Below are 25,164 nucleotides of genomic sequence, written 5' to 3' on the forward strand. Positions count from 1 at the left end.
ATTCGGGGCGTAACCCGGCCACGCTGGCGCGACACCGATCTCCCTGCCACCGCATGTTTGGCAGATCATCAGCCCTTGAATTTTCGGCAATGTCGTCGCCGATGGCAACACGGTGAGCGGCGCCTAATAGTCTGGGAAAATGCCCGGCATCGGCGGCAAATTGCCGGTCTGGTCCCGAACGACGCGAAAGATCGCACCAATTGCGTCTTGAGGTTTCGTCATCGAATAGAGATTGCACATCCGGCGATTATGCCAGCGTTGGGGGAGTTGGCGCGATTTTGTGTTCATGCCCGCGCCGATTCAAAATTCGGGTTAGTTGGAGCGGACAAAAGGAGGCATATCAGTGCGAGGCGAGGCTATCGGCAGGATTCGGTTCGAACTGTCGTCGGCACGATGTTCGCCGAGCGTCTAAAGTCGACGTCAAACGCACCTCCAACGTAGCTATTAAGCATCGTGCAGGAGTAGCGGCAAAAAAAGACTTTGGTGCGCTGCGCGGTGATGTCGGCCTTGCCGTTGAACTCCGATGGTGATAAGTTTAAATTTCGTGAATATTTTGCGTGTCGTTTCAACGGTCGACCCCGGCGGACTCTAGTTAAACAGACCGCCGGAAAGGTAGTGGCATCCGATAACTTAAGGGGAAACGTCATGAAGTGGGCGACAGTATTGGCGGGCGCGGCTCTGTCCCTTGCCTTCGCGAATTCGACCTTGGCTCGTACGGTGTTCGTTTCAGCGTTTAACGGGCCTTGGTCGGTTGGGAGCAATCCTAGCCTGACTTACGGCGTCGGTGACAACACCGGTGCCGTGGTGCTTGCTCTGGAGACCGGTGCGACTGCGATAACCATAACCTATGATAGCGGGTTCGCGAGCGCCTTTTCGGGAGCGCCTCCTTCGGTCGATGTTTACGGTTATGTTGGCGGCATCTTCGGCAGCGGAAGTGGCCTGTCGGGGATCGGCTACTCTGGGCAACCGTTCCCGACTTTTTCGATTGATCCGACAAACACGGGTAACCCTCTCAACTTGATGTCGTTGGTAGGTGCGTTCACGGATAGTTCGGGCCTCGTTAAGGGTTCTCCCTTCGCATGCGACGGTTCGGTAAGAACATGTGACGGATCGGTTCGAATCTTTATTCCAGTCGGGGCCACCCGGTTGTCGCTCGGAGCTAACGACGATATCTTTGCCGACAATTACGGCGGCTGGAACATCACGGTAACAGGTGTGACAGCCGGGGTTCCTGAGCTTTCGACTTGGGCGATGATGCTCGTTGGCTTCGGGAGCGTCGGCTTCGCGGGCTATAGATCGCGCAAGGCCCTTTTAACCGTCGCGTGAGGCTTTGCTTTTGCATCGTGTAAAGAGAGGTCGCGATACGGCGACCTTTTTCTTTCGCTCAGCGTACCCACCGCCGGGCTTCCCTATATCCAGCCGCCTTATTCCGCCGCGACCTTCGGCGCGGCCTTCCTTCCGCCGGGCATTTTTGCTGCAACTCTCTTCGAAGCAACTGTTTCACCGGCCTTTCGACCAGCGGGCTTTAAAGCGCCATTGCCTCAACCGCCGACGCACTGAGCCAGACGTCAATTTCTTCATCGTTGGTCGAGATGACCGGCACGGCTTTCGAGGGAGTGCTGGGTCGGAAGTTGGACTTCGTGACGTTCCGCCATCCGAAATGCGGGCGCCTTGTATGCGTCGCGCAGGTTGTTGATCGGAGCTTTGTCAGGCGGTTTTTTCACGCCAGAAATCGTGAAAGGTTTTTGGCTACCTGAAAAGCCTGCTAACATATTGATAATAAAAGATAAAAGCATCTCATCCGCCCTTTTCCCACTAAAATCCGCGAAGAGGCCTATCTTATTGATCTAACTCTATATTTTTGGTAAGGTTCGCTGCTTGGGCGCCGATTTAGGGATAACTTGAAAGATAATGGCAGGTGCCGCAGGCGGGATGCGGGTGCCGGGAGGGCTTGCGATGTTCCATAGCTTGCATGAATTTTGGCGGCGTCATATTTGTGACGATGTTCCAATAAAGATGGACTTGTGCCTTGATTGCGGTGAGGTTAACTGCCTCGCGGATCAGTGGAATGAGTGCGCCCCACGAAAGGCTCGCGCGGCTGCACTTGCGGCCCCAATGACCGAAACCAGCAAAAGCCGGATTTCTGCCGCCGCCCTTTCAATAGGGCTTCCCCTCGCGATTGATTGAAATGCAACGCTAAAGCGCGACCGCATGCCAGCAGATCGCCGATCTGCTGGCATATCCATTTCTAAACGGTCATAATAGGTCTCGATGAAATTTTTCCCGGAGGTGGCGGGGTGAGGACAGCTAATGGCATTTTTAAATTCCTTGGCTGCGGAAAAAGCGTGCTCCCTCTTTTTTACCCCAAGATTTTTAAAATGTCCTGACGCGGTTCCCGAAATCTGCCCGACGAATTGAAAGGGCAGACCCCGGCGCAGAAATACCCGCCGAAGCAATCGGTCCGACGCATCTCCTCAAATCACGATCCGCTCGATTTCGTCGAGGCTCACTTCATCGTGGCGCCGATCAACCGAGTCTGCAAACTGCTTCGCCGCATGCGGATATGATCAGGAATAAGCCGAAAATGCTCTAGCAGGCTTGATACCGAAAGACATCAATCAACTGAGCGCCAGTGATCCAGCATAAATTCCCGCTGAGACAGTGTGCGCTGACGTAGGCGCGAAGGGCTGGCGCATACATCCCAAGCATCATGTTTGTTCCGATGGGATGGGTTCCAGCATGAAAGCCAAGCGTTGCTTCCCTCTCAACGCAGCTAGCGTGTTTGAGGCGCATGGTACAGGCGGATGCACAGATGCCACGGATCGGTCTTTTGTCGGTCTGGCTTCGCGCCCAGTAGGTCGAGATTGAGCCGCCGGTGTCGACTTGACCGTATCCTATGACCAGAGTTCCGGCGACGCAATAAAATAGGGCGCCAACGATCATCCCGCACAGCCATGCTACAGGGACGCGCCATGTGATCGACGTCATGGACGATTTGTTAGAAGCATCATCGGCACAGCGGCCCTTGTCGGTAACAGCCTCGTCGACTAGGTCACGAAACTCAGGAGAAACAACGTACGAAGTCATAACCATCGCCCTACAAAACGGCGCCCATTTGGCGCAGAACGCTTGCGTCCAGACAATCACGCGGCAGATGATCATGTTCTGCAAGGTCGGCGCCATGCGCTGGCGATTGGTCCGGCATAGATTAACTAGATGAATTTAAAAAGAAATATTATAAACCTCATCCCGGAGGAGTTTGCATATTACAAAATCGTCTGCCGCGCGAATTGCATTTCGAAAAAGCCTTGCCTCGCATCGCGAATCTATCGAGAACGCCGCCGGTAACGTCGAGCAACCCTTTCTTGGCCTTCCCCTTTGCGCTGTTTTGCGCTATTCGCGGTCGGTGTCATCCGATCTTCATTATCTGCCACCAGACGCGATGCACGAACTCCATCGGACGAAGCTCCACAGACCCCGGCGCAGAAATCCCGGATCGTCAGCGCTCATATCACGATCCGCTCAATCTCGGCTGGGCTCACCTAATCGTTCCGCCGATCATCGGGTCCGGGTCGATGAACGGTTGCCCATGGCGGCAGCCTTTTCCAAAGTCCCGCCAATCTTGAAAGAAGCCGTGATACCGGTGGCGCGGAACGTTTGGTTGCCGATCTTGGTCTCGATTCTGGAGCCCACAGCCCTGCGCTGAATCATCGCATAAGCGTTTGCTTGGGGCAGGGGCGTCCGGGTGGCCAAGGAATTCGCGAATTGCATTTAGAATGCGAACAATTTTCGCAAGAACTTCCTATTTTGCGAGGTTTTGGCTCCTGACAGGGAACCGAAAGACGTCCGGACCCGCAAAGGTTTTAGACGAAAAAGGCGAAAAGTCTTTTTTCGCAACGGCGTAATAGATTGATATTATTGACTATTAGTCAAAATAAACGTGCGAAAATTGTATTTTCAATGAGCACAAAGACCATTTTTCTGCATCCCAAAAATATCTGGCGCCGTCCTTGCGGATTTGAGATCGACGATATATCGCGTCGGCCCATTTGAAATAGTCACGGATGGTCATAACGTTCGCAAAGGTTGGGGTATCCCATGGCAAGCAAAATCAATATCATCAAAGCAGCGGCAGTTCTTTTTGGCGCAACGATGGCCGTGTCTGCTGCTCAGGCTGACACTTTTAGTTTCACAATAGAAAATGGTCCGGCCAGCTACTTTTATGATCGAACCCCAATTGATGGTGGCATCGTAACCGGAGTGCTTTATGGATTGACCGACAATGGTTGGTCTAAACCAACGGCGGTTTCGATCACGTATGCTGATCCCGGACTTGGTCTCGCGTCCGGCCCTTTGACATCCAGTTGGCAATGGGGCGGCACAGGCTTTCAGGAGACCAACGGCCAGATAACGGACGCAAATTTTGACTTCAATTTTAACGATGCGGCGGGCAATGGTTTCCAGCTTCGTTTAAATGACCAAGTAGAAATCGCAGGCGCAAATTGGCTATTTTGGAACGGTGGCAGTCAGCCAGTTACAGGGGTTGGAAATACGCTGGGCTTCTCGGGAGCGCAATATCAGTCCATGTCATCCGGGGTCCCTGAGCCGTCCACTTGGGCGCTGATGATGATTGGCTTCGTCGGTCTCGGCTTCGCCAGCTATCGTCGGAACAAGATGGCTTCCGTCGCCGCCTGATCGCCTTTTTTCAATCGAAATTTGCAAAGGCCGCCGAGAGGCGGCCTTTACTTTTTGCGCCGGACAATCTTTGACCAAAGATGGCATTCGGCTTCAAAGCGACGGCAAGCCCTTGGGCTGGGGCGTCTCGGTGAGCTTGCCAGTGCCCCGGTCAATCGTCGGGAAAAGCAGTCCTTTTAGGCTCGCGCCCCGGCGGCTTGGACGAGGGCGAGTACGTGATGGGCAAGGACCGGGGCGAGGTGATTCAAGCGGCGTGCCGCTTATCCAATTCTTGTTTGATCTTTTTTCGGTCTCGGCGGAAGAGGTCAAGAATGGGTTGCCGTCCCGGTCCCGGCACCTTTTCCATATCATGCACGACATGTTCGATGATTTCGTCGAGGTGAACGAGGGCGGCTTCCAATTCATCGCGGGAGCGTTCTTTGAGGAGCTTCATGGGTAATCCATTCAAATATTCGATAAGGCGCATTATCATATATTAATACAAAGACCAAGCTCTGCGCCCGATGCTGGGTGTTGAATGCGGATGTTTACGAAAGATGTTGGCGAACGCGAAGCAAGTCCTGCTTCGCAAGAAAGCTGCCAATCCCAACGCCCTGCCGGGCGCTTCGACTAGGTCGGGCAAAGGTTCGCGCGACGGCGTGGGTAAATTCCGAACCTGCCTAAATGTTGCAATGCGGTATAAACGGCGATCAAAAGAGAAACTTTCAGGGGTCGGATTTTTAACAGCGGCTAGAAAGCCGTTTCACTAAAGGAAATGTTCGTGGAACATCAAATTATCCATGGTGGCGTCATTCGCAGATTGTGGGCCGCCGACCTTTCAGCTTTCAGGGACCACCTGCTGAGGCTCGACCCGCAAAGTCGATTTGATCGTTTCGCAATGGCCGTCAACGACGACTTTTTGATCCGCTATGCCGAGCACTGCTTTGGCGTCGACGATGTGACCTACGGCTATTATGTCGACGGGACGTTGCGTGGAGTGGGCGAATTGCGCGATGTCGGCATTAATATCATAGGCGGTTCCGTCGAGGCGGCCTTCAGCGTCGAGTTGGTCTGGCGTCGGCTTGGGTTCGGCTTGGAATTAATGGACCGGATCGTGCGGGCCGCGCGCAACCGTCGCGCCGAATCGCTTTATATGTCCTGTGATGCGTGCAACGCCGCAATGAAGGGGTTGGCCCGCAAGTTCACGGCAGACCTGCGCTTTGAAACGGACGACCTTATATCGCGTCTGGTGGCGCGCTCGCCGTCAGCCGCCTCCGTATGGGGCGAGTTCGCGGATAATTCGACGAGCGTCGCAATTGCCAAGCTCGACCTACAGACGCGAGTGTATTCGATGCAGCGGCGCTTCCGACCATCGTTCACGCCCTTCGAGGCCGCGTTCTGATGAAGGTCCGCGAAAAGCTTTTGCTACCATTGCGCACCCGCAAAAATTGGCGCAAATGGCCCGGTTCGCGCGGCGCCAGCAAGGGCAGGATAATCCCATAACAAGGCATTAGCTTGATTCCGCGCAATGCGATTTCTGCAAAATCGAGCGCGGATTTCGCATTCCTAAACTACCGCCGCTTCGTCACCGTCCGCCAAAGCTCCGCCCAAATAGCCGCATCGGCGTCCGCGCGGCGGCGGCGATTTCGCTGTGCGTCCCTTCTGGCCTGATCGAGATTCGCCAGATCGAAATTTCGATCCGCTTCGGCCTGCTCAAGCATGACTCGGGCGTCGGTGTGGAGGACGGTAAAGGCGGGCTCGACGCCAGCCGCTTCAAACACCTGAAAGAGCCACCTTTCGTCGTAGCGCCAGTTCTCCGAGACCAGTTCGCGTCCGCCAAGCTCGCTATTCATAATCCGGGCGATTTCTTCCACTGGCCGACTATTTTCGCGCAAATAAGCGAGAGAAATGCCATGCAGCCTTTCCGATTTTGCGCTCCAAGCGTCCTTTATTTTCCAATCTGGTGCTGGCCGAATGAGATGGGCGGCGGAAACGATGCTTTCGCCGTCCTTGCTCAAAAAGGTCCAACCGGTTTCGATGATGTAACCGTCGAGGCTCGACGCTTCGCAATCGAATAAGACGGGCGGCGCGGGAATTACTTTTTTTATTCCGCCGCTGCTTTCGGCGCGGCTTTTCTTCCGCCCGGCTTTTTAACGGCAGCTTTCTTGGCAGCACGCGATTCAGCGGCCTTTCTTCCAAGCCCAGTGCTCTTTGCCAGAGAGGAACGCTGGGCCGAATAGTTCGGGGCGACAGTCGGATAATCCGCTTTCAACCCAAAAGCCGCTCGATATTCATTCGGGGATTGACCGTGTTCCGATTGCAGGTGGCGTTTGAGAGACTTAAACGATTTCGCGCAATGAAGGCATATTAGAGAATCGGGTGTAACCGACTTCCTGATCGAAACGGCGGGCTCGAATTTCTGCGGCTCTTCAACATTAGAAACAGGAGTCGAGCCTACCGAGACTCCAAATGCGTTTTTTACCGTCTCGATAACCACGTGGAGATCAGCGGGATTTACAGTGTTGTTCGACAGGTAGGCAGATAGCACTTCGGCGACCAGCGCCGTGTTTTCATTCTCTGACATTTTCATTCTCCGAATCTTGCTATTTTTTATTTCGAAGAAGCGCCCAGTTTCGTTGTTTGTCAATTCAAAAATGGTGATTTCAATACATGAAGGCATCAGCTTTTTTAATTTGCCGTTAAGGTTTGGCTGTTCAAAATGCAGAAAGTCCGGCAGCGATGGGCGCCGGACTCTCTGCTTCGCTCCGTGAATATGAATTTGTTTTCAGCGCGCTGCATGAATGCGGTCACATCAAACTGCGTACTGGAGCTTTTCAGCTTTTTCTTTTGAACGGATCATCAGTCGGAGAGTCTTTTCCTAGAGATCGCTGATAATCGGATGGAGCGTGCTTTTTTGATTGAGCTTGATCCGATTTCGGCTTTTTCGGCTCCTTATTGGATTTCATTTGACCCTTAGACATCGCGTCCTCCATTTGCTCTGCGCAACAGGCGGCCTCAATTGCTCCGTTTCGACATATTTGACGCCACTTTTGAAGCGTTGGCGTCTGGCGGAGTGAATTTTGCTGATATTCGCGCCTGTCCGGGCTGCAAATGGTGATCATGAGGCCTTCGTGACAGGCCATGCTTTAGGAAAAAAGCGAATCGAAATGTCTCAAATGCTTTTTAAACTCGCACCCGATCATCAAAGGAGGATTTTAATTCAGGCTGAGAATATGCGCGATAATGTCATCCCGCTGTTTGGCTGAGAGCATGAACATCGGCATCCCTGCATGCGGCGTCGTGAGAGCCACCAATAAAGCGGTCCGCGTCATTCCGGGGGTGGCGGCAAGTTTGACGAAAGTCGGCGCCTCCGCTCTTGGTGACCGATCCTGTCCGGCGACTGTCGCGTGACATTCCGCACAGACCTTTTGCGCTACGCCGAGACCTTCCTTTGGGTCGCCGACAGCTTGGGCATTGGCGTTGCCAACTGCGGCAGCGAGCAGCAAGGCGGTTGAAAGATAATACAAAAGCTTCTTCACGGATTAGCTCCCATCGTTAAACTGAAAATCGTCTCCAGCGGTTTCGCCTCGGCTGGGCGCGAATATGACCGCCTAAAACTTAAGTGGGACTTCAGCAAAAAGTGGAGGTGCGATGGCGTCGGAGACAACAACAGGGATGCCGCGAACATGTTCATTCAGCGCAATGAGCCCGGCATCATTGCCCTGAAAATACGTCAGCTTCGTTGTCACTTCCATCCATTTTCGGCGGAATCGACTTGATCATGAAGACGTTGTTGCGATAGCGAACCGAGGCGTCACCGTGAACCAAGGTTGACGGCTACGGCGCCGAGCCATCTCCGCTGAGCAGCGGATACACGCGGGCCACAATCGACCCCAGACAGATTAGAATGACCAGTAGCTTGAGAAGCTGCGCCAGCCGCGCTTCGGGCGAATATTTATCGATGACCCAGAATAAGATTGCGCCAACGACGACCGTAATCAGGATTCCAATTAAGAGCGATAGCGTGAGCAAGGCAATTTCCTCCATTTTAGCCCAAGGTATAGAAATAATCTCGCCCCCATTGGTTATCGAGCAGAAGCTTCATAATAGCAAGTGATGCCGAGGCAGTGTGACGGCGGTTAAGGGTCTGGCATCCCTTCCGCGCGTTAAGCTGCCGCCTGCGGAATGCGGGTCCTTGATTTTTGCCGCCGAAATGAGGGTCCGAACCGGATTGGCGGTTTCAAGTCGGCGTTTAGCGGTTCGTTCAGATCGCGCCGAAATCGCCATTGCCGTCACGATATTGTCAGCGATGATGGCTCGATCTTCCGGGAGGAGCCATTTGAATCGGAAGATGCGGCTTTGGCTAAGGCATAACCGTGACAAAGGACGAGGACATCAACAGCTTTTTTGAGGGGGCGGCGGAGATGGTCGGGCCGATTGAGCGGTGGTCGCGGCGCATATTCAATGCGGATTTTGCCGAGACGAGAACGACAAAGGTAAATGAAAAAGTACCACATCTTCTATCTAGTGTTGGCATTTTGATGATAGCTGTTGTGATGGATGGCGTCCTCAAAGTTAACGGTGCGCTGTATTGTCTAGGTCTAAGGGCCTTGTGATTGATAGACAATAATAAAAATAATAGGTGAATTATTATAAGTATTACAATAAACAAGATAATATTAAATTCCGTAGAATAAAATATTTATTGAAATATAAGCAACCAGAATAAAAACAGGGAGAATGCGATACTTCAGCAAAATCGCAATTTTATGACCATTTTAGTAAGCGGAAGCATAAATGGCGTCGGATTACGTCGTGGGCGAAAAAAACCTGTTGACAAACAGATAGAATTGGTTATCAATGTTTTTCGAAAGGTCGCCGTAACGATAGATAACGCGTCAATTCTACCGATGCGAAGAAAGCACCGCAGGCGTGGCTGATGAGTTGTAAACGCGGAATGCATTCGCAGGTCGGATGCGTCGCTTGGTGATCTGATGGCGAAAAGGCTTCCGGTCTGGTCGGCGATCAACTTCTGCAATCCTGATGACGAGAAAATCTGCACCCTCAGCGAGTTGAACTCATCACTAAAGTCTCAAATCTGGAAGTTATTGATGATTCATTTCTCGACCAGAAACTGAAAAGGCCAGCGTCGAAAACAGTTGGATGCAAAAAGGCGGCTAGGCGAGCCTAGGAATTCGTCTTGAAAAAGGATTGGGTGAAATGAAAATCCAACTCGCCAAACGAGAAGGCGCCCTCGCGCAACGGTGGGCGGAAGAGCACGAATTGTTTTCGTGTTGGAAGACCGGTGTGTTGAATTCTGGATATCCAGATGATCGAGCACGGTTTCATGCGCTGATTGATTCGGTGACGCCAGATAATGCTGAGGGTGACTCCCCGGCGCTTATTTGGTGGAGCCAGACGTCTGCTCTCCAGTTTCTATTTTTAAATTGTCATTGAAAAAGAGATATAATGTTATTGATACCGCGAAAGCACTTGGGAAGACTCCAGCTAAAATTCGAGAACTTTGTCGTTCTGGACAACTTAGAGCCAAAAATATTCGTCCAAATTCCGAGCGCGCCGAATGGCAAATATTTGAGGACGACATAAACGCGTTCGGCGAGAGTAACGACATATTGGCTGCGCCCCAGAAATTGACGCGGCGTCTCCATCCACGTGTAACTGATGCTAACGGCACAAATCCCATTCAGGCGGCGGAAGACCTTCTGGCGGAAGCGGTGCTGGCCTGCAAGCCAAAAGGGAAGCGGTAATGCGAATATACGAGCACGGAAGCGATTGGTGGTGTGATTTCAGCTACAAGGGCGTCCGGGACCGCGCCACGACTGGAATCCTGATAGGCGGACCGGCGACCAAGGCTGCGGCTGCAAAGGTTGGCAAGCAGAAGCTTCTGGACGCCCAGATCAGATGGCAGCAGACGGGCGGTAAGGCTCCAAGCTCCGTTCCCACCATGGCGGAGGCCATCGTTCGCTATCACCAGTCGAAGGGTTCGCAGATTGGCAATGCGAAGAACGCCAAAGACAATTTGAAATACCTCATGTGGTGTAGAGACGCGATTGGACCTGACACGCCAATCACCGAAATCACTGACGAGGTCATTCAGAACCTCATCAACAAGCGTTCACGGGACACGGTTCGGGGGACTGGGAAGGCAATCTCTGCCGCGACGAACAATCGTTCAGTCCGCGTTCCCATGCGCCAAATGATGAACTGGATGGCCCTCAAAGCGAAAATCCAAGGGATGCAGATAATCGACTGGGCCGATCTCGAATTAGAAGAGGCTGGGCCCCGTGAGCGCGTCCTTACCTATGACGAACTCGACTCCATACGCGCCGCTGTCGTGGCCGAAAACGATGGGCACCTTGACGCGTTTGAATTCGCCTTATTGTGCGGATTCCGTCTCAGTAATTTTACCCAACTGCGGTGGGACGAGGTCTTCTTTGAATCGGCGCAGGGATATCCGAATGGGAGAATCGCCGTCATTCAAAAAGGCGGAAAGACACATACCATTCCGATGACCATCGGAATTCGCGAATTGCTCGAAAAGCTTAAGGGCAACGACACCGAGGCGGTTTTCACCTTCGTGGCGAAAAAAACGTGGACCAATCCGAAAAACCATCAGGACTGCGACAGGGGGCAGCGCTACCCAGTGACCTATTATGGTTGGGGTTCGTGGTTCAAGGATTTGATCAAGCGGGCAACGCTCAAAGACGGCTCAAGGCTCACTAACGTTCGCACCCACGATTTGCGAAAAACCTGCGGCTCGGAAATCTTGAATGCGACTGGAAATATCGTGGCGGCGCAAAAACTCCTCGGCCATGCCACCGTCGAACAAACCGCTCGCGCCTACGCATTTTTGTCCACCGACGTCCTCTTGAACGCGATGGAATTGGTGGAAGCCCAAAAGAAATCGCGGCACAAATCCGGCACAAATTGACAAAAAGGAGGGCGTGCCATTTCTGACACGCCCTTAACTCTTTGATTTTCTTTGGGTTTTTGGTGGGCGCTGTAGGGTTCGAACCTACGACCCGCTGATTAAGAGTCAGCTGCTCTACCAACTGAGCTAAGCGCCCATCGAAAAAAAATTCAGCGGTCGATGTTTGGTCGCCGCCGAAGCGAAGGGGGATGTAGCAAAGCCATGTCCCCGTGTCCATCCTCAGAGCCTTGATTTCGCAATTTTATGACTTTTTGCCTCTTCAGGCCAGATCGCATTTTTATCGCCCTCCCTTGGCCGGCATGATAAGAGCAGCCAGATTTCGTTTCGCCGGCCGAGCGCCGGGCCGAAAAAATGAGCGCAATGCTGGACCAGCCCGAAACGCCGCCGCAAACGCCGCAAGACCCCGCCGGGGGCGAAAGTCCGCGCGAAAAATTCATGGAATTCCTGCAATTGCCGAAGCTCGACCGGCGCGGCTGGGCTTTGCTCGCGGGGCTCGTGGTTTTCGTCTGGCTCTCGACCGGTTTTTACAAGGTGCAGCCCGACGAGCAGGGCGTGGTGCTGCGCTTCGGCGCCTGGGTGGACACCACGCAGCCGGGTCTGCATTTCCATCTGCCCTGGCCGATTGAAACGGTCATCCTGCCGAAGATTACCCAGATCCGCCAGATGCAACTGGGCGTTGCGCCAGATGGCGGCGTCGGTCAGGCGCGCGAAAAGCAGATGCTGACCGGCGACGAGAATATCGTCGAGGCCGATTGCGCGCTGCTCTGGCAGGTCAAGGACGCCGGCAAATATCTGTTCAATGTCGCCGAGCCGGACATCGCCTTGCGCATCGCCGCCGAAAGCGCGCTGCGCGAAGTGATCGGCCGCACGCCTATCCAGTCGGCCCTGTCCGACAAGCGCCGCGAAGTCGCCGAGGAAACCCAGGAACTTTTGCAAAGCGTGCTCGACCGCGAAGGCTCAGGCATTCGCGTGGTGCAGGTGCAATTATCGCGGGTCGATCCGCCCTCGACCGTGATCGACGCCTTCAACGACGTGCAGCGCGCCCGCGCCGACCAGGAGCGCGCCCGCAACGAGGCCGAATCCTATGCCAACGACATTCTGCCGCGCGCCCGCGGCGAAGCCGAGCGCATCCGCCTCGACGCCGAGGCCTTCAAGGCCCAGACGGTCAATCTCGCCCAGGGCGAGGCGCAGAATTTCACCGCCATCTACAAGAGCTACGTTCAGGCGCGGGAGGTTACGGCCTGGCGGCTCTATCTGGAGAGCGTTGACGCCGTGTTGCGCAAATCCTCGCGGGTGATCGTCGATTCCTCGGGCAAGGGCGTGGCGCCGCTCGCCCCCTTCCTGCCGCTCAGCGAAATCAGGCCGGGGCCGGACAGCCTGCATCTGCGTGAAGGGCTTGGCAAATGAAGGGGAACCGGCTGTTTCCGCTGGGCCTTGCCGCCGTCGCGCTGTTTGTCGGCCTGTCGAGCTTCTATACGCTCAACGAGGGAGATAATGCGCTGATCGTGCGGCTCGGCGCGCCGGTCGGCGTCGAGAAGACGCCGGGGCTCAAGTTCAAGGCGCCCTTCATCGACACGGTCATCGTCAACGACGCCCGGCTGCTGTTTCTGGAGCCGCCGTCCGAACAGGTGATCCTCGGCGACCAGAAGCGCATCGTGGCGCAGATCTATACCCGGTTTCGCATCGTCGATCCGCTGCGTTTCTACCAGAGCCTGCGCAATCTCGGCGAGGCGCGGGCGCAGCTGTCGCAGGTGGTCTCGACCGCCATGCGCCGCGAATTCGGCCAGATCAACCTGCCCGCGCTGCTGTCGCCGCGCCGCCGCGAGGTGGTGCAAAACGTCCATGCCGACGTCAGCGCCAAATTCGCGCCGCTCGGCGTCGAGGTGACGGAAGTGCGGCTGCATCGCGCCGACCTGCCGCTCGAAACCAGCCAGGCGATCTATGACCGCATGAAATCCGAGCGCCAGCGCGAAGCCAAGGAACTTCGCGCGCAAGGTTTCGAATGGGCGCAACAGATACAGTCGCGCGCCGACCGCGACCGCACCGTCATCCTGTCGCAGGCGCAGCGCAACGCCCAGATAACGCGCGGCGAGGGCGAGGCGGAGGCCAGCCGCGTGCTGGCCGAGGCGCAAAAGGGCGATCCCGCATTCTACCAGTTCTACCGCTCCCTGCAATCCTATCGCACAGCGCTCGCCGAAAGCGGCCCCGTGCTGCTGCTTGCGCCCGACGCGGAATTCTTGCGCGCGCTGAAATCCGGCCCGCAGGAAACCCGGGGCAGGCCCGAGCCGGGAAAATGAGCCGGACAGCGACTCCGCCCGGAGGACATAAAAATGTCCGGCGCTGTCGCTATCCTGGGCTGTGAAAGGCTTTTTTTGATGGATGGCGCCAACGCCGCAACCGCCCTCGGCGTTCTGCTGCAAATCGTCTTTCTCGACCTCCTGCTCAGCGGCGACAACGCCGTGCTCATTGCGCTCGCCTGCCGAAATCTGCCGCCCGAACAGGCGCGCCGCGCCGCCTGGCTCGGCGCCGGCGGCGCGATCCTGTTCCGGGTGATCCTCACCTCGATGACCGCCTGGCTGATCGAACTGCCTTTTTTGCAGCTCTTGAGCGCCCTGCCGCTGCTGATCATCGCGATGAACCTGATGGCCGAGCAGGGCCAGCATCACCTCCCGAATCCATCGATCGAGGCGGCCAGGAGCGGGGTCGCCGCCGCCGCCGGGGTCATCATTGTCTCCGACGCGACGATGAGCATAGATAACGTCCTGGCGCTCGCTGCGGTGTCGGAAGGCAATTTCTGGATGCTGGCCTTCGGTCTCGCTCTGAGCATTCCAATCATCGTGTTCGGCAGTTTCGGCTTTACCCGGCTGATGCGCGCCTTTCCGTTGCTGATCGATCTCGGCGCCGCCTTGCTCGGCTGGGTGGCGGGCGACATGATCGTCGGCGATCCGCTGTTTCGCTCCTGGGCGGCCGCCCAGGCTCCGGCGCTTGGCTTTGCGCTGCCGCTGGCCTGCGCGATTTTCGTGCTGGCCCAGGGCCGTTTCGCCCGCCAGAGAGCCCACGCCCAAAGCCTCGCTGTGGCGCCGGGGTCGAGCGCCACGCCGCCGGGCGCCGAGCCGGCGGCGAGAGAAAATTGTGACCGCAATACGATAAAAAACAAATCATTATGTAATACTTTAAAAGTAGAGCATGAAGAGTTTGAAGGCCATCAAAAGCAAGCGTCTGAACCCTCTGGCGAGCGGCTGTCGGCGCCACCGGCCAAGCCGGACGCTGAACGTTTTCGGGAGCGGGAGGTCGAACCGGCCGATATCGCGGCGGTCTGCGCGCCGGCAAGCGGCGAGGCGGCGCCGCAAGCACAGGACGACCGCTGGATGGTTTTCGGCCTCGTTGCGCTGTTTGCGGTTTTCGGGCTGTTTCTGACGGTGACGATGCTGATCCCCGATTAAATCGGTTCCCGGGACGCGGGGACTTTCGGAGGGGCCTAGATCGTCGAGGTCGGGCTCAAAACGCCTCGTCGCCGACCAAACTGGCGATTTCGGCGGCAGGCAGGCCGTTGACCGCATAGCCGAGCTTGCGATTGAACTGCAGGGCGGCGGTCTGGGCGTTGATCGCGGCAAACCGTTCCGGCGCGCCGCGCGGACATTGAAATGTCGGCGACATGCCTTTGCGCGTCCGGAAATAGGCTTCGAGCCGGTGTTCGATCCGCGCGCTTTCCGCCGGGCTGGCGAAAATATCGGTGATGATGGTCTCATGCGCCGAGGGCGCAACGCCGACGCAGAAGCGCCATTCCGCGCTCCAGCCCGGTCCGGGCGACAACAGCGCTAAAAGCAGGGCGAGAGCGGGCGCGCGGGGGGTCAAGGCAGGCCTTCGTCATTTCTGGAGCGCGGCGTGCAGGGCCGCCCGCAAGGAGCATCGGCTCAGGCCGTAAAAAAACCGCTAAGCCTCTGCCTTCCGGCAAGGGCAAGGCAGAAGAACCGGTTGTTTACCCGACCAATATACAACCCAGGCATGCAATCTTAGCCGGTTTGTCGCGCTCATGGGTCTTGTCGCCAAATTCTCGCCCCCGGGCGAAACGCCTCCTGAACCATCGGCGAAGTTCCCGCGGCAGAGGGAATTTCCCGTCGGCGCATCGGCTCACGAGTTGGCGGATCCAGCGGCGCCGGAGGCAGACGGCGGGCCGGAGCTCGTCAAATCGCGGATTTCGCAACCGCTGGTGGTTGGCGCCCTGTTGTTGTTCGATGTCGTTAATTTTCCGCTGAGCGGGTTGCTGGCCTTGCCATCGCTCGCCGGCGTCCCTCCAACGGATGCGGCGTTGGACGCTTGCGGCCTCGCGGCGGCGACCATGGTCGGCATTCTCGTGCTGCATCGGCGGTGGTCCTATACGATCCGCGCGACCGGCGACTTTCCCCGCCAGGGTTACAGCCTCCTCCTCGCCTTCGTCACCGCGCTCGCTGCCTGGGCCGGATTTTTTGTGCTGGCGGAGCCGGACCCGACCCGGCTGGCTCTGCTGCGGCCTTGGGGCCTGCGCTGGCTGGCCCTCGGCCTCGCCATGGGACTGCTCGGGCGCGCCCTGTTCGCGCATTGGACGGCCCTCTGGACGCGAGAGGGCCGTCTCGCGCGCCGCACGGTGGTCGTCGGCGGCGGCGCGCGGGCGCTTGCAACCATTGACAGGGTGGAGAAATCGGGCAGGGGCGCGCTGCGGATTCTCGGGGTTTTCGACGACCGGCTCCAGCCGCGCCAGCGCGTTGCCGCCGGTGGGCTTCCGTTTCTCGGCGCTTTTGCCGATCTGGAGCGTTTTTGTCGCGAAGCCAGGGTCGATCTGCTGATCGTCGCGCTGCCGCTCTATGCCGAAGACCGGCTGCTGGAGGTTCTGCGGCAATTATGGATTTTGCCGGTGGATGTGCGGATTTCCGCCCTCGGCGGCAAGCTTGCGCTGCGCGAGCGCGCCTATAGCCCGATTGGCGACGTTCCATTTCTGCCCTTGTTCGACAAGCCTTTGTCCGACGGGTCGATCGCCCTGAAATGCCTGTTCGACCGAGCGCTGGCGCTGGTGCTGATCGTCGTGCTGTCGCCGCTGCTGGCGTTGGTGGCGCTTGGGGTGAAATTTTCGTCGCCCGGTCCGGCGCTGTTCGTGCAGACGCGCTATGGCTTCAATAACCGGTCTTTCGGCGCATTGAAATTCCGTTCGATGCATGTCGCGGAATGCGACGCCGACGCGAACCGACTCGTCATCCGGGGCGATTCGCGGGTGACGAAATTCGGCGCCTTCCTCCGCCGCGCCTCGCTCGACGAATTGCCGCAATTGTTCAATGTGCTCAAGGGCGATCTGTCGCTGGTCGGGCCGCGTCCCCACGCCATGAAGGCCAAGGCCGCCGGCATGATCTACGAACAGGCGGTGGAGGGTTATTTCGCGCGCCATCGCGTCAAGCCGGGCATGACCGGCTGGGCGCAGATCAACGGCTGGCGCGGCGAAACCGATACGGTCGAGAAGATCGAGCAGCGCCTCGCCCATGATCTTTATTACATCGACCATTGGTCGCTTTGGCTGGACATCAAGATCCTGGCCCGGACGCCGTTCGCGGTTCTGACAGCCAAAAACGCCTATTGACGCGCCGCGCTCCTGGCGGTCAGCCTTCGAGGCGGCCTTCGTCGCCGTCGTCGGCAAGCCGCACGATGATATCGACGCCGACGATTTTCTTGCCCCTGGGCGGCGTGATGTTGAGTTGGGAGGTCAGATCGACCGGCATGTCGAACAGCACCGCCTCGTCCTCGTCGAAATAATGGCAATGCGAGCCGGTCTTGGTGTCGTACCAGACTTTGGAGCCGTAAAGCGCGATCTCGCGCACGAGGCCGGCGGCGACGAACTGGTGCAGCGTATTGTAGACCGTGGCGCGCGAAAGCGGCATCCGCAAGGCCTTGGCCTCGGCGAAAAGCTGGTCCACGGTGACGTGGCGGTCGCCGGCGACGAACAGCAGGCTGGCGAGGCTGACCCTCTGGCGGGTCGGGCGCAATTCGACCTCGCGCAATTTGCCGCGCACCAGCCGGGCGAGAGCGCCGTTTTTCCAGTCATACGTCGGCTTCGCGACAATTCGCTCCGCGGTCGCGCTGCTGCTCTCTTGTCCGGTCGCCGCCATATTTGTCCTCATTTGGAAATTCTAGCATGTCGCCGGGCGTTTTTGAAAGACTTCGTAAGGGACCGGCGGGTCACTGCGCTCAAATCACGCAAAGCCGGCGCCAGACTGCCTCTTGACGCGGACACCGGTCACGACACATAAGTTTCTCTATAGCCAAGGGGAACCCCGGCAGGGGGCTGAGAGGCTGGCGAGCCGAAGACTATTCGGCGGCCCGGCGACCCTTAAGACCTGATCCAGTTCGGACTGGCGGAGGGATGGCGCGACCCGGAGTTTTTTCGCTTCGCCGCCCTTCCCCTCGCCATCCGCGTCCCGCATCGGTTGGCGGAGGAAGACGAGGGCGACATGCGCATCCGGGTGATCGGCGCCGGCGCGGCGGGACTGACCGCCGCTTTCGAACTGCTCCGCGTCGCGCGCGCGCAAAACCGCGACCTCGCGCTCGAAATCGTCGAAAAATCCGCCAAGCCCGGGCTTGGCTGCTCCTATTTCGCCGGCGGCATGATCGCGCCCTGGTGCGAGGCCGAAAGCACGGAGCCAATCGTCGCGCGCCTCGGCGCCGAGGCGCTCGAATTCTGGACGCAAATCGTTCCGGTGGCGCAGCGTCGCGGCAGCCTCGTGGTGGCGCGGCCCCGCGACCGTTCCGAACTGCTTCAGTTTTCCCGGCGCACCAGCCATTTTGTGACGCTCGACCGGCCGGCCTTGGCCGAGCTTGAGCCCGATCTGGCCGGGAATTTCGAAACGGCGCTTTATTTTGCCGAGGAAGCGCATCTGGCGCCGCGCGACGCCATGGCGGAACTGGTCCGGTTGCTCGCGGTAGAGCCCAATGTGGTGTTTCGCTGCGGCGTCGATGCGGCAGACCTGCCCGATAATGTCGACTGGACCCTCGATTGCCGGGGCTTTGCGGCGAGGCCCGATCTTGCCGGTTTGCGCGGCGTCAAGGGCGAGATGATGGTGCTGCGCTCCGCCGATATCCGCCTTTCGCGGCCGGTGCGGATGCTGCATCCGCGCCATCCGGTCTATATCGTGCCGCGTCCCGACGGGACCTTCATGGTCGGCGCGACGATGATCGAGAACGAGGAGCGCGCGCGGGTCACGGCGCGTTCGCTGGTCGAACTGGTCAATTCGGCCTTCGCTTTGCATCCGGCTTTCGCCGAGGCGGAAGTCGTTGAGACCGGCTCCGACGTGCGCCCGAGCTTTGCCGACAACCTGCCGCGCCTGTTGCGAAAGGGGCGCCGGCTTTATCTGAACGGCCTGTACCGGCACGGTTTCCTGCTTTCTCCCGCGCTGGCCAGCCGAGCCGCGCGCGTGGTGTTCGACGATGCTTATTTCCCGGAGGTGATGGATGAGACTGAACGTCAACGGCGAGCCTCTTGAGGTGCGCGCGCGCAACCTCGACGCGCTGATCGCCGAACTCGACTATCCGGCCGAACTCGTCGCCACGGCGGTCAACGAGCAATTCGTTCGCGCGAAAGAGCGGGCGGCGACGGCGCTTGACGAGCATGACCGCGTCGAAATCCTGACGCCCCGGCAAGGGGGTTGATCTTGGCGGCTGAACTGAACGCCGCGCCCGCCGACGACCGGCTGCATTTCTACGATGTCGCGCTGCATTCGCGGCTGCTGGTCGGCACGGCGCTTTATCCTTCGCCGGCGATCCTCGCCGAGGCTCTTTCGGCGTCGGGGGCGGAGGTCGTCACCGTGTCGCTGCGCCGCGAGGCCGGGGGCGGGCGGGCCGGCGAAAGCTTTTGGGGCCTGATCCGCGCGCAAAACCTGCGCGTGTTGCCCAATACCGCCGGGTGCCGCACGGTCAAGGAGGCGGTCGCCACCGCGCAAATGGCGCGCGAACTTTTCGCCACGCCCTGGATCAAGCTCGAAGTGATTGGCGAGGAGGACACCTTGCAGCCCGACGTGTTCGGGCTGGTCGAGGCCGCCAAAATCCTCTGCGCCGAGGGGTTTGAAGTGTTTCCCTACATGACCGAGGATCTGGTCGTCGCCGAAAAACTGCTCGACGCCGGCTGCCGGGTGCTGATGCCCTGGGGGTCGCCGATCGGTTCGGGGCGGGGGCTCAACAATCTGTTCGGCCTGCGGGCCTTGCGCGCGCATTTTCCCGGCGTGCCGCTGGTGATCGACGCCGGGCTCGGGGCGCCGTCGCAGGCGGCGCAGGCTTTCGAGCTTGGCTATGACGCGGTGCTGCTCAATACCGCCATCGCCCGGGCCGGCGACCCCGTCGCCATGGCGCGCGCCTTCAAGGCCGCCTGCGAGGCCGGACGCGGGGCCTTTCTCGCCCAGACCATCGAGCCGCGCGACATGGCCGCGCCCTCGACGCCCGTGCTGGGAAAAGCCTTCACATGAAACTCGATCCTTTCTATCTCATCGTCGATTCGCTCGACTGGCTCACCCGACTGTTGCCCCAGGGCGCGCGGCTCGTGCAATTGCGCATCAAGGAAATGGACGAGGCCGAATTGCGCGCGCAGATCGCCGCCGCCAAAACGCTCTGCGCCGCCGCCGGCGCGCAACTGGTGGTCAATGATTATTGGCGCCTCGCCATCGATCTGGGGTGCGATTTCGTCCATCTCGGCCAGCAGGATTTTTTGGCCGCCGATCTGCCGGCGATTCGCCGCGCGGGGATCAAACTCGGCCTTTCCACCCATGACGAGGCCGAACTCGAGACCGCTTTGGCGCAAAAACCCGATTATGTCGCGCTCGGGCCAATCTTTCCGACGATATTGAAGAAAATGCCCTGGGCGCCGCAGGGGCTGGAGCGGATCGGGGAGTGGAAGCGCAAGATCGGCGACCTGCCTCTGGTGGCGATTGGCGGCCTGACGCCCGAGCGTGGCATTGAAGTTTTGCGCGCCGGGGCCGACAGCGCGGCGGTGGTCACCGACATCACGCTCAACGCCGACCCAGAGGGCCGGGCGCGACAATGGGTCGCGATATCCCGGCCCTTTGTCTGAAAGCGGCAAATCCTGTAAGAATCGGTTTTCCTTGGGGCGCGACGAAGATGGGTGTCAATTCGGTTTTGATAAGGCGTAGCGCGAGCGACTCGCGTTACGAGGAACTGGTCGCACATGCGGTAAAGTCGCTGCTTGCGGCGCGGGTTTTCTCGAAACCCTATCCGCATATATCTTTCGACAAATTCTGGCCCGAGGATTTTTATCGCGAATTGCTCGCCAAAAAGCCCGAGCCAACCAATTACGTGCAGCTCAACCGCGAAAACACCCGCCGGCAATTCACCATGTTCGACGGCTCCTGCGACGCCGGCGACGACGAGCGGCGGCGCCTTTGGAAACTGGTTTCCGATGTGCTGGCTTCGGCGGAAATCGAAGCGGCGTTGCGGCAAATCCTCGACGAGGGTTTTCGCCTGCGCGAGAAGGGCAGCCACGAGGGCTGGCCGGTCAAAATGTATCCGCGCCCGGTGGCCTATCTCGATTTCGACGGCTATGCGATCAAGCCGCATCCCGACACCCGCCGGAAGGTGCTGACCATGCTGGTCTATATGCCGGAGGACGACAGCCAGGTCGATCTCGGCACGACGCTCTACAAAATCTCGCCGCTCGGCGTCTTCCACTGGAAAACCTATGGCCTGGTCGAGGAAAAGACCATGCCCTTCCTGCCCAACAGCGGCGCCGCCTTCGTGGTGATCCACCCGAGATATAATCTGCTGCGCTCAAGCTGGCACGGCCGCGCCGCGATCAAGACCGACCCGGAAAAGCCGCGCTTCTCCCTGCTCAACGCCTATTACGCCCAGCCGGTGACGGAGGCGGCCTATTGATTTCGTGTGGCCTTTTGCTCTGCTTTCGACAAAGGAAAAGCGTCATGAGCTGAGAGACGAAACCATCCGGTGGCCGCGAAATGTGGGGAGAAACGCTCGGCAAATAACTTTGATTGCGTTTGCGGGAGCCACGAGATCGACCGGACTTTTTTGTCCGCAACGCACGAAATTCCGCATCCCTTCAGAACTATTTTCAATCGGATCGGAGAAAACTCTACCGTGACTGCTTTCGGTCTCGCGGTGACGCGTCCGCCGCTCAGTCCTCTCCCGGCTTTAGCCCCGGCGCGGGTCCTGCGAAGGATACCCCTTGGCGACCTTCCACGGGCGCAGCCTTAAAGCGCGCGCGCGTCGACGTATCACCCGCGAAGCCGGTCAATCGAGCGCGTCCGGCGGCGAGGGGCGCGTCGAGCAAGGCTGCCGAGGCGCGTCTCCAGCTCAGGCGTCGTTGGACACAACGGGTTCAGGATCCGGCAATTCGGTTTTCACCTGCTTTTTTGAGCTCTTTCGGGATTCCTCGAACCGTTGCAGAACGGCGAAGAACGAGGGAACGAACAACACCGCGAGGCAGGTCGAGGCGATCATGCCGCTGAACACGCTGATGCCGAGCGACTTGCGCGCATTGGCGCCGGCGCCCGTCGCCAGCACCAGCGGCAGCACGCCAAGGATGAAGGCGAAGGAGGTCATCAGGATCGGACGGAACCGGGTGCGCGCCGCCTCCACGGCGGCCTCGGGAATGGACTTGCCGAGCACCAGGCGATGTTCCCGCGCCATTTCGACGATCAGAATGCCGTTCTTCGCCGAGAGCGCGATCAGCAGCATCAGGCCGATCTGGGTGTAAAGGTTGTTTGCCGCGCCAAGTGCGGTCAGCGCGATCACCGGGCCGAGCAAGGCCAGCGGCACCGCCGCGAGCACGGCGAGAGGCAGGATCCAGCTCTCGTACTGGCCGGCGAGCACGAGATAGACCAGCAGGATCGACAGGGCGAAGGTGATATAAAGCTGATTGCCGGTGATCTTCTCCTGATAGGACATAGCGGTCCATTCATAGGCGACGTCGCTGGGCAGCACGCGCCTGGCGATGGCCTCCATCGCGTCGAGCGACTGGCCCGAACTGAAGCCGCGCGCCGGCGCGCCGATGATGGTCGAGGATGGGTAGAGGTTATACTGGGTGATCAGCGCCGGCGAGACCGCTGGACCCAGATGGGCGACCGAGCCGAGCGGCACCATGTTTCCGTCCTGGCTGCGGACATGGAGATTGAGCAAATCTTCGGGATTCATCCGGAATTTCGAATCCGCCTGGACATAGATCTGCAGTGACAGGCCGAATTTGTTGAACTGGTTGACATAGGTCGATCCGATATAATCGGTAAGCGTCGCGAAAATGTCGCCGACGCTGACGCGCAGGGTCTGGGCGCGGTCGCGGTCGACCGTCAGCGTGATATGCGGCGCGTTGTTGCGGAATGTCGTCAGCACGTTCTGCAGCGCCGGGTCCTTGGCGGCCTCCGAGACCATCTGGTCGGTCAGATTGCCGAGCTTCTGGAAATCGGTGCTTCCGCCGAGCAGTTCGACCTGCATCTGGAAGCCGCCGGCGTTGCCGATGCCCTGGATCGCCGGCGGCGGCAGCACATAGGCCTTGCCGTCGGGCAGCGAGGCGACGGCCGCCGCCAGGCTCTTGTAGATGGAGAGCAGATCCTGGTCCCTGGCCTTGAGCCGCTCGTCGAAGGGCTTCAGCATGACCCAGGCGACGCCTGAATTGAACAGATCGGCGCTGTTGTCGAGCACGGAAAGACCGCCGATCGAGATGACCTGATCGACGCCGGGAATTTTCAGCGCGGCGGCGGTGGCTTTTTCGAGCGAAGCCGTCGTCCGTCCGGCGGAGGCGCCTTCGGGCAATTGCAGGGCGATCATCAGATAGCCCTGGTCGTCGATCGGAATGAACGCCGTCGGGATGCGGCTGAGCCCCCAGAAACCAAGCCCCGAGACGATCAGCGCCAGGATCACCATCAAGCCGCTGCGCTGCACCATGCGGGCGATGAACGCCGTATAGCCGCGCTCCATCGGGTCGTAGAGATTGTTGAAGGCGCGGAACAAGAAATTGCGCTTTTCGAGTGGAACCGGTTCGCGCAGCCACAGCGCGCATTGGGTCGGCTTCAGGGTCGCGGCGTTGACCGCGCTGATCAGCGCAGTGACGGCGATTACCAGTGCGAATTGCGCGAACATGTTGCCGGTGAGGCCCGGCACGAAAGCCGCAGGAATGAACACCGCCATCAGCACCAGGGTGATGCCGATGATCGGGCCGAACAATTCGTCCATCGCCTTGATCGCGGCGTCGTGGCCCGACAGGCCCTGCTCGATGTATTTGGTCACGCCTTCGACGATGACGATGGCGTCGTCGACGACGATGCCGATGGCCAGCACGATGCCGAACAGGGTCGAGAGATTGACCGTGAAGCCCAGCGCCGCCATGCCGGCGAAAGCGCCGATGATGGTGACCGGCACGGTCGTCGCCGGCACCAGGGTCGCGCGGAAATTCTGCAAGAAAACCAGGATCACGATCAGGACCAGAATGCCCGCCTCGTAGAGCGTGCGATAGACTTCGGAGATCGAGTCCGTGACGAAGATCGTCGTGTCATAAGGCACAGCGTAGCGCATGCCCTCAGGGAAGCGCTTCGCCATCTGCGCCATCAGCGCCTTGACCTCATTGCCAACCTGCAGCGAATTGGCTTCCGGCGTCTGGTAGATGCCGATGCCGGCGGCCTGCTTGCCATTGACCCTGAAATCCTGGGCATAAGTCTGCGAGCCGAGTTCGATGCGCGCGACATCGCCGAGATGGATCAGCCGGCCGCCCTGCGCCGTCTGGTTCTTGAGAACGATGCTGGCGAATTCCTCCGGCTGGTCGAGCCGGGACTTCACGTCGATCGTATACTGGAACGGCGTATCCGCCGGCGCCGGCGGCATGCCGATCTGTCCGGCGGCGATATTCTGGTTCTGCTCCTTGATGGCGAGGATGACGTCCTTCGGCTCGAGATTGTAGGCTCGTAGCTTGTCCGGATCCATCCAGATGCGCATCGAGTAAGTGCCGGCGCCGAACACCTTGACGCTGCCGACGCCGGGCAGGCGCGCCAGGGCGTCGATCAGGTTGATCGTCGCGTAGTTGCTCAGGAACAGCCCGTCATATTTGCCTTCCGGCGATTCCAGCGTCACGATCTGCAGGATGGCGGTGTTTTTCTTCTGGACGCTGACGCCTTGCGACTGAACCGCCAGGGGCAGCGAAGCCAGCGCCAGCTGCACGCGGTTCTGCACCAGCACCTGAGCGATGTTCGGATCGGTGCCGATTTCGAAAGTGACGGTCAGGCTGTAGGTGCCGTCCGGCGCGCTGGTCGACTCCATGTACAGCATGCGATCGACGCCATTGACCTGGGTCTCGATCGGCAGGGCCACCGTGTTGATGACGGTCTGGGCGCTGGCGCCGGCATAGCTCGCCGTGACCTGCACGGTCGGCGGCACGACATTGGGATATTCTGAAACGGGTAGACGGTACAAAGATACCGCGCCGATGACGACGAGCACGATCGCCAGCACATTCGCCAGCACGGGATGCTCGATGAAAAATTTCGAGATCATCGGCTTTTGTCCTTGCGCCC

The 25,164-nt window shown here is 58.7% G+C and carries 28 protein-coding genes, 1 tRNA gene, 1 pseudogene and 1 riboswitch; of the genes and pseudogenes, 15 read left to right on the forward strand and 15 right to left on the reverse strand.

The features are described 5' to 3' along the window. Nucleotides 1–126: 126 nt before the first annotated feature. A pseudogene (locus QZY01_RS23300) lies at nt 127–240 on the reverse strand (SOS response-associated peptidase); the annotation flags it as partial. A 405-nt stretch (nt 241–645) separates the two neighbouring features. Between QZY01_RS23300 and QZY01_RS23305 the strand changes: the two are divergent. Then, entirely contained in the window at nt 646–1,326 is a 681-nt protein-coding gene (locus QZY01_RS23305) for a hypothetical protein (protein WP_294542036.1), read from the forward strand. 251 nt (nt 1,327–1,577) lie between these two features. Here QZY01_RS23305 and QZY01_RS23310 read toward each other — a convergent pair whose 3' ends face one another. The 3 genes from QZY01_RS23310 to QZY01_RS23320 form a co-directional block, all read right to left on the reverse strand. Further along, complete coding sequence (locus QZY01_RS23310) at nt 1,578–1,796, reverse strand: hypothetical protein (protein WP_294542038.1); 219 nt, start codon at nt 1,794–1,796, stop codon at nt 1,578–1,580. Nucleotides 1,797–2,589: 793 nt separating this feature from the next. Continuing rightward, the gene (locus QZY01_RS23315; protein ID WP_294542040.1) at nt 2,590–3,171 is read right to left on the reverse strand and encodes a hypothetical protein; all 582 of its coding nucleotides are present in this window, start codon (nt 3,169–3,171) and stop codon (nt 2,590–2,592) included. Nucleotides 3,172–3,558: 387 nt separating this feature from the next. Then, on the reverse strand, nt 3,559–3,771 hold the full coding sequence (locus QZY01_RS23320) for a hypothetical protein (RefSeq protein ID WP_294542042.1): 213 nt from the start codon (nt 3,769–3,771) through the stop codon (nt 3,559–3,561). Nucleotides 3,772–4,098: 327 nt separating this feature from the next. Here QZY01_RS23320 and QZY01_RS23325 point away from each other — a divergent pair, with 327 nt between their 5' ends. Further along, a complete protein-coding gene (locus tag QZY01_RS23325; RefSeq protein ID WP_294542044.1) occupies nt 4,099–4,695 on the forward strand; it encodes a PEP-CTERM sorting domain-containing protein in 597 nt (198 codons plus the stop codon). Nucleotides 4,696–4,939: 244 nt separating this feature from the next. Here the strand turns inward: QZY01_RS23325 and QZY01_RS23330 are convergent, their stop codons facing one another. Further along, nucleotides 4,940–5,128 carry a hypothetical protein gene (locus QZY01_RS23330; RefSeq protein ID WP_294542046.1) on the reverse strand — a complete coding sequence of 63 codons (189 nt, stop codon included), beginning with the start codon at nt 5,126–5,128 and terminating at the stop codon, nt 4,940–4,942. A gap of 327 nt (nt 5,129–5,455) precedes the next feature. On the opposite strand from QZY01_RS23330, the gene QZY01_RS23335 reads away from it, so the two are divergent. Next, nucleotides 5,456–6,076 (forward strand): GNAT family N-acetyltransferase, encoded by a 621-nt coding sequence (locus QZY01_RS23335; protein ID WP_294542047.1) that lies wholly within the window; start codon nt 5,456–5,458, stop codon nt 6,074–6,076. 169 nt (nt 6,077–6,245) lie between these two features. On the opposite strand, the gene QZY01_RS23340 is transcribed toward QZY01_RS23335, so the two are convergent. The 6 genes from QZY01_RS23340 to QZY01_RS23365 form a co-directional block, all read right to left on the reverse strand. Further along, entirely contained in the window at nt 6,246–6,527 is a 282-nt protein-coding gene (locus tag QZY01_RS23340; RefSeq protein ID WP_294542049.1) for a hypothetical protein, read from the reverse strand. A 251-nt stretch (nt 6,528–6,778) separates the two neighbouring features. Continuing rightward, nucleotides 6,779–7,258, reverse strand: coding sequence for a MucR family transcriptional regulator (locus QZY01_RS23345; RefSeq protein ID WP_294542051.1), 480 nt, complete (start codon nt 7,256–7,258; stop codon nt 6,779–6,781). Nucleotides 7,259–7,508: 250 nt separating this feature from the next. Then, complete coding sequence (locus tag QZY01_RS23350) at nt 7,509–7,796, reverse strand: hypothetical protein (protein WP_294542053.1); 288 nt, start codon at nt 7,794–7,796, stop codon at nt 7,509–7,511. Between the two features lie 93 nt (nt 7,797–7,889). Further along, nucleotides 7,890–8,213: a cytochrome c gene (locus QZY01_RS23355; RefSeq protein WP_294542055.1), complete on the reverse strand. Its 324-nt coding sequence runs from the start codon at nt 8,211–8,213 to the stop codon at nt 7,890–7,892. A 72-nt stretch (nt 8,214–8,285) separates the two neighbouring features. Then, on the reverse strand, nt 8,286–8,429 hold the full coding sequence (locus QZY01_RS23360) for a hypothetical protein (protein WP_294542057.1): 144 nt from the start codon (nt 8,427–8,429) through the stop codon (nt 8,286–8,288). Between the two features lie 82 nt (nt 8,430–8,511). Next, nucleotides 8,512–8,706, reverse strand: coding sequence for a hypothetical protein (locus QZY01_RS23365; protein WP_294542060.1), 195 nt, complete (start codon nt 8,704–8,706; stop codon nt 8,512–8,514). Nucleotides 8,707–9,050: 344 nt separating this feature from the next. Between QZY01_RS23365 and QZY01_RS23370 the strand changes: the two genes are divergently transcribed. From QZY01_RS23370 to QZY01_RS23380, 3 genes are all read left to right on the forward strand, one after another. Then, on the forward strand, nt 9,051–9,290 hold the full coding sequence (locus tag QZY01_RS23370; RefSeq protein ID WP_294542062.1) for a hypothetical protein: 240 nt from the start codon (nt 9,051–9,053) through the stop codon (nt 9,288–9,290). A 792-nt stretch (nt 9,291–10,082) separates the two neighbouring features. Next, a complete protein-coding gene (locus QZY01_RS23375) occupies nt 10,083–10,442 on the forward strand; it encodes a hypothetical protein (RefSeq protein WP_294542063.1) in 360 nt (119 codons plus the stop codon). Then, a complete protein-coding gene (locus QZY01_RS23380) occupies nt 10,442–11,626 on the forward strand; it encodes a site-specific integrase (RefSeq protein ID WP_294542065.1) in 1,185 nt (394 codons plus the stop codon). The genes QZY01_RS23375 and QZY01_RS23380 overlap by 1 nt, the downstream gene beginning before the upstream one ends. A 60-nt stretch (nt 11,627–11,686) precedes the next feature. On the opposite strand, the gene QZY01_RS23385 is transcribed toward QZY01_RS23380, so the two are convergent. Beyond that, a tRNA-Lys gene (locus tag QZY01_RS23385) sits at nt 11,687–11,762 on the reverse strand. Nucleotides 11,763–11,977: 215 nt separating this feature from the next. On the opposite strand from QZY01_RS23385, the gene hflK reads away from it, so the two are divergent. The 3 genes from hflK to QZY01_RS23400 are packed head-to-tail and all read left to right on the forward strand — an operon-like array spanning nt 11,978 to nt 15,069. Continuing rightward, nucleotides 11,978–13,033: an FtsH protease activity modulator HflK gene (gene hflK / locus QZY01_RS23390; protein ID WP_294542067.1), complete on the forward strand. Its 1,056-nt coding sequence runs from the start codon at nt 11,978–11,980 to the stop codon at nt 13,031–13,033. After that, on the forward strand, nt 13,030–13,923 hold the full coding sequence (locus tag QZY01_RS23395; RefSeq protein ID WP_294542070.1) for a protease modulator HflC: 894 nt from the start codon (nt 13,030–13,032) through the stop codon (nt 13,921–13,923). The genes hflK and QZY01_RS23395 overlap by 4 nt, the downstream gene beginning before the upstream one ends. A gap of 33 nt (nt 13,924–13,956) precedes the next feature. Further along, on the forward strand, nt 13,957–15,069 hold the full coding sequence (locus QZY01_RS23400) for a TerC family protein (RefSeq protein ID WP_294542072.1): 1,113 nt from the start codon (nt 13,957–13,959) through the stop codon (nt 15,067–15,069). 55 nt (nt 15,070–15,124) lie between these two features. Here the strand turns inward: QZY01_RS23400 and QZY01_RS23405 are convergent, their stop codons facing one another. Next, nucleotides 15,125–15,481, reverse strand: a complete 357-nt coding sequence (locus QZY01_RS23405; protein ID WP_294542074.1) for a hypothetical protein — start codon at nt 15,479–15,481, stop codon at nt 15,125–15,127. 283 nt (nt 15,482–15,764) lie between these two features. Here QZY01_RS23405 and QZY01_RS23410 point away from each other — a divergent pair, with 283 nt between their 5' ends. Continuing rightward, nucleotides 15,765–17,231, forward strand: coding sequence for an undecaprenyl-phosphate glucose phosphotransferase (locus tag QZY01_RS23410; protein WP_294542076.1), 1,467 nt, complete (start codon nt 15,765–15,767; stop codon nt 17,229–17,231). Nucleotides 17,232–17,250: 19 nt separating this feature from the next. Here QZY01_RS23410 and QZY01_RS23415 read toward each other — a convergent pair whose 3' ends face one another. Then, nucleotides 17,251–17,769: a transcriptional repressor gene (locus QZY01_RS23415; RefSeq protein WP_294542077.1), complete on the reverse strand. Its 519-nt coding sequence runs from the start codon at nt 17,767–17,769 to the stop codon at nt 17,251–17,253. A 134-nt stretch (nt 17,770–17,903) separates the two neighbouring features. Then, nucleotides 17,904–18,029: riboswitch (TPP riboswitch) on the forward strand. 70 nt (nt 18,030–18,099) lie between these two features. Here QZY01_RS23415 and QZY01_RS23420 point away from each other — a divergent pair. The 5 genes from QZY01_RS23420 to QZY01_RS23440 are packed head-to-tail and all read left to right on the forward strand — an operon-like array spanning nt 18,100 to nt 21,523. After that, nucleotides 18,100–19,128: an FAD-dependent oxidoreductase gene (locus tag QZY01_RS23420; protein WP_294542078.1), complete on the forward strand. Its 1,029-nt coding sequence runs from the start codon at nt 18,100–18,102 to the stop codon at nt 19,126–19,128. Next, nucleotides 19,097–19,294 carry a sulfur carrier protein ThiS gene (thiS, locus tag QZY01_RS23425; RefSeq protein WP_294542080.1) on the forward strand — a complete coding sequence of 66 codons (198 nt, stop codon included), beginning with the start codon at nt 19,097–19,099 and terminating at the stop codon, nt 19,292–19,294. The genes QZY01_RS23420 and thiS overlap by 32 nt, the downstream gene beginning before the upstream one ends. Nucleotides 19,295–19,296: 2 nt before the next feature. After that, nucleotides 19,297–20,103: a thiazole synthase gene (locus QZY01_RS23430; RefSeq protein WP_294542081.1), complete on the forward strand. Its 807-nt coding sequence runs from the start codon at nt 19,297–19,299 to the stop codon at nt 20,101–20,103. Further along, nucleotides 20,100–20,705, forward strand: a complete 606-nt coding sequence (locus tag QZY01_RS23435) for a thiamine phosphate synthase (RefSeq protein WP_294542083.1) — start codon at nt 20,100–20,102, stop codon at nt 20,703–20,705. The genes QZY01_RS23430 and QZY01_RS23435 overlap by 4 nt, the downstream gene beginning before the upstream one ends. Before the next feature lie 47 nt (nt 20,706–20,752). Beyond that, nucleotides 20,753–21,523, forward strand: coding sequence for a hypothetical protein (locus tag QZY01_RS23440; RefSeq protein WP_294542086.1), 771 nt, complete (start codon nt 20,753–20,755; stop codon nt 21,521–21,523). Nucleotides 21,524–21,958: 435 nt separating this feature from the next. Here QZY01_RS23440 and QZY01_RS23445 read toward each other — a convergent pair whose 3' ends face one another. Continuing rightward, nucleotides 21,959–25,144: an efflux RND transporter permease subunit gene (locus QZY01_RS23445; protein WP_294542088.1), complete on the reverse strand. Its 3,186-nt coding sequence runs from the start codon at nt 25,142–25,144 to the stop codon at nt 21,959–21,961. Nucleotides 25,145–25,164 lie beyond the last annotated feature (20 nt).

The organism is uncultured Rhodoblastus sp. (assembly GCF_903903185.1).
Classification (GTDB): domain Bacteria; phylum Pseudomonadota; class Alphaproteobacteria; order Rhizobiales; family Beijerinckiaceae; genus Rhodoblastus.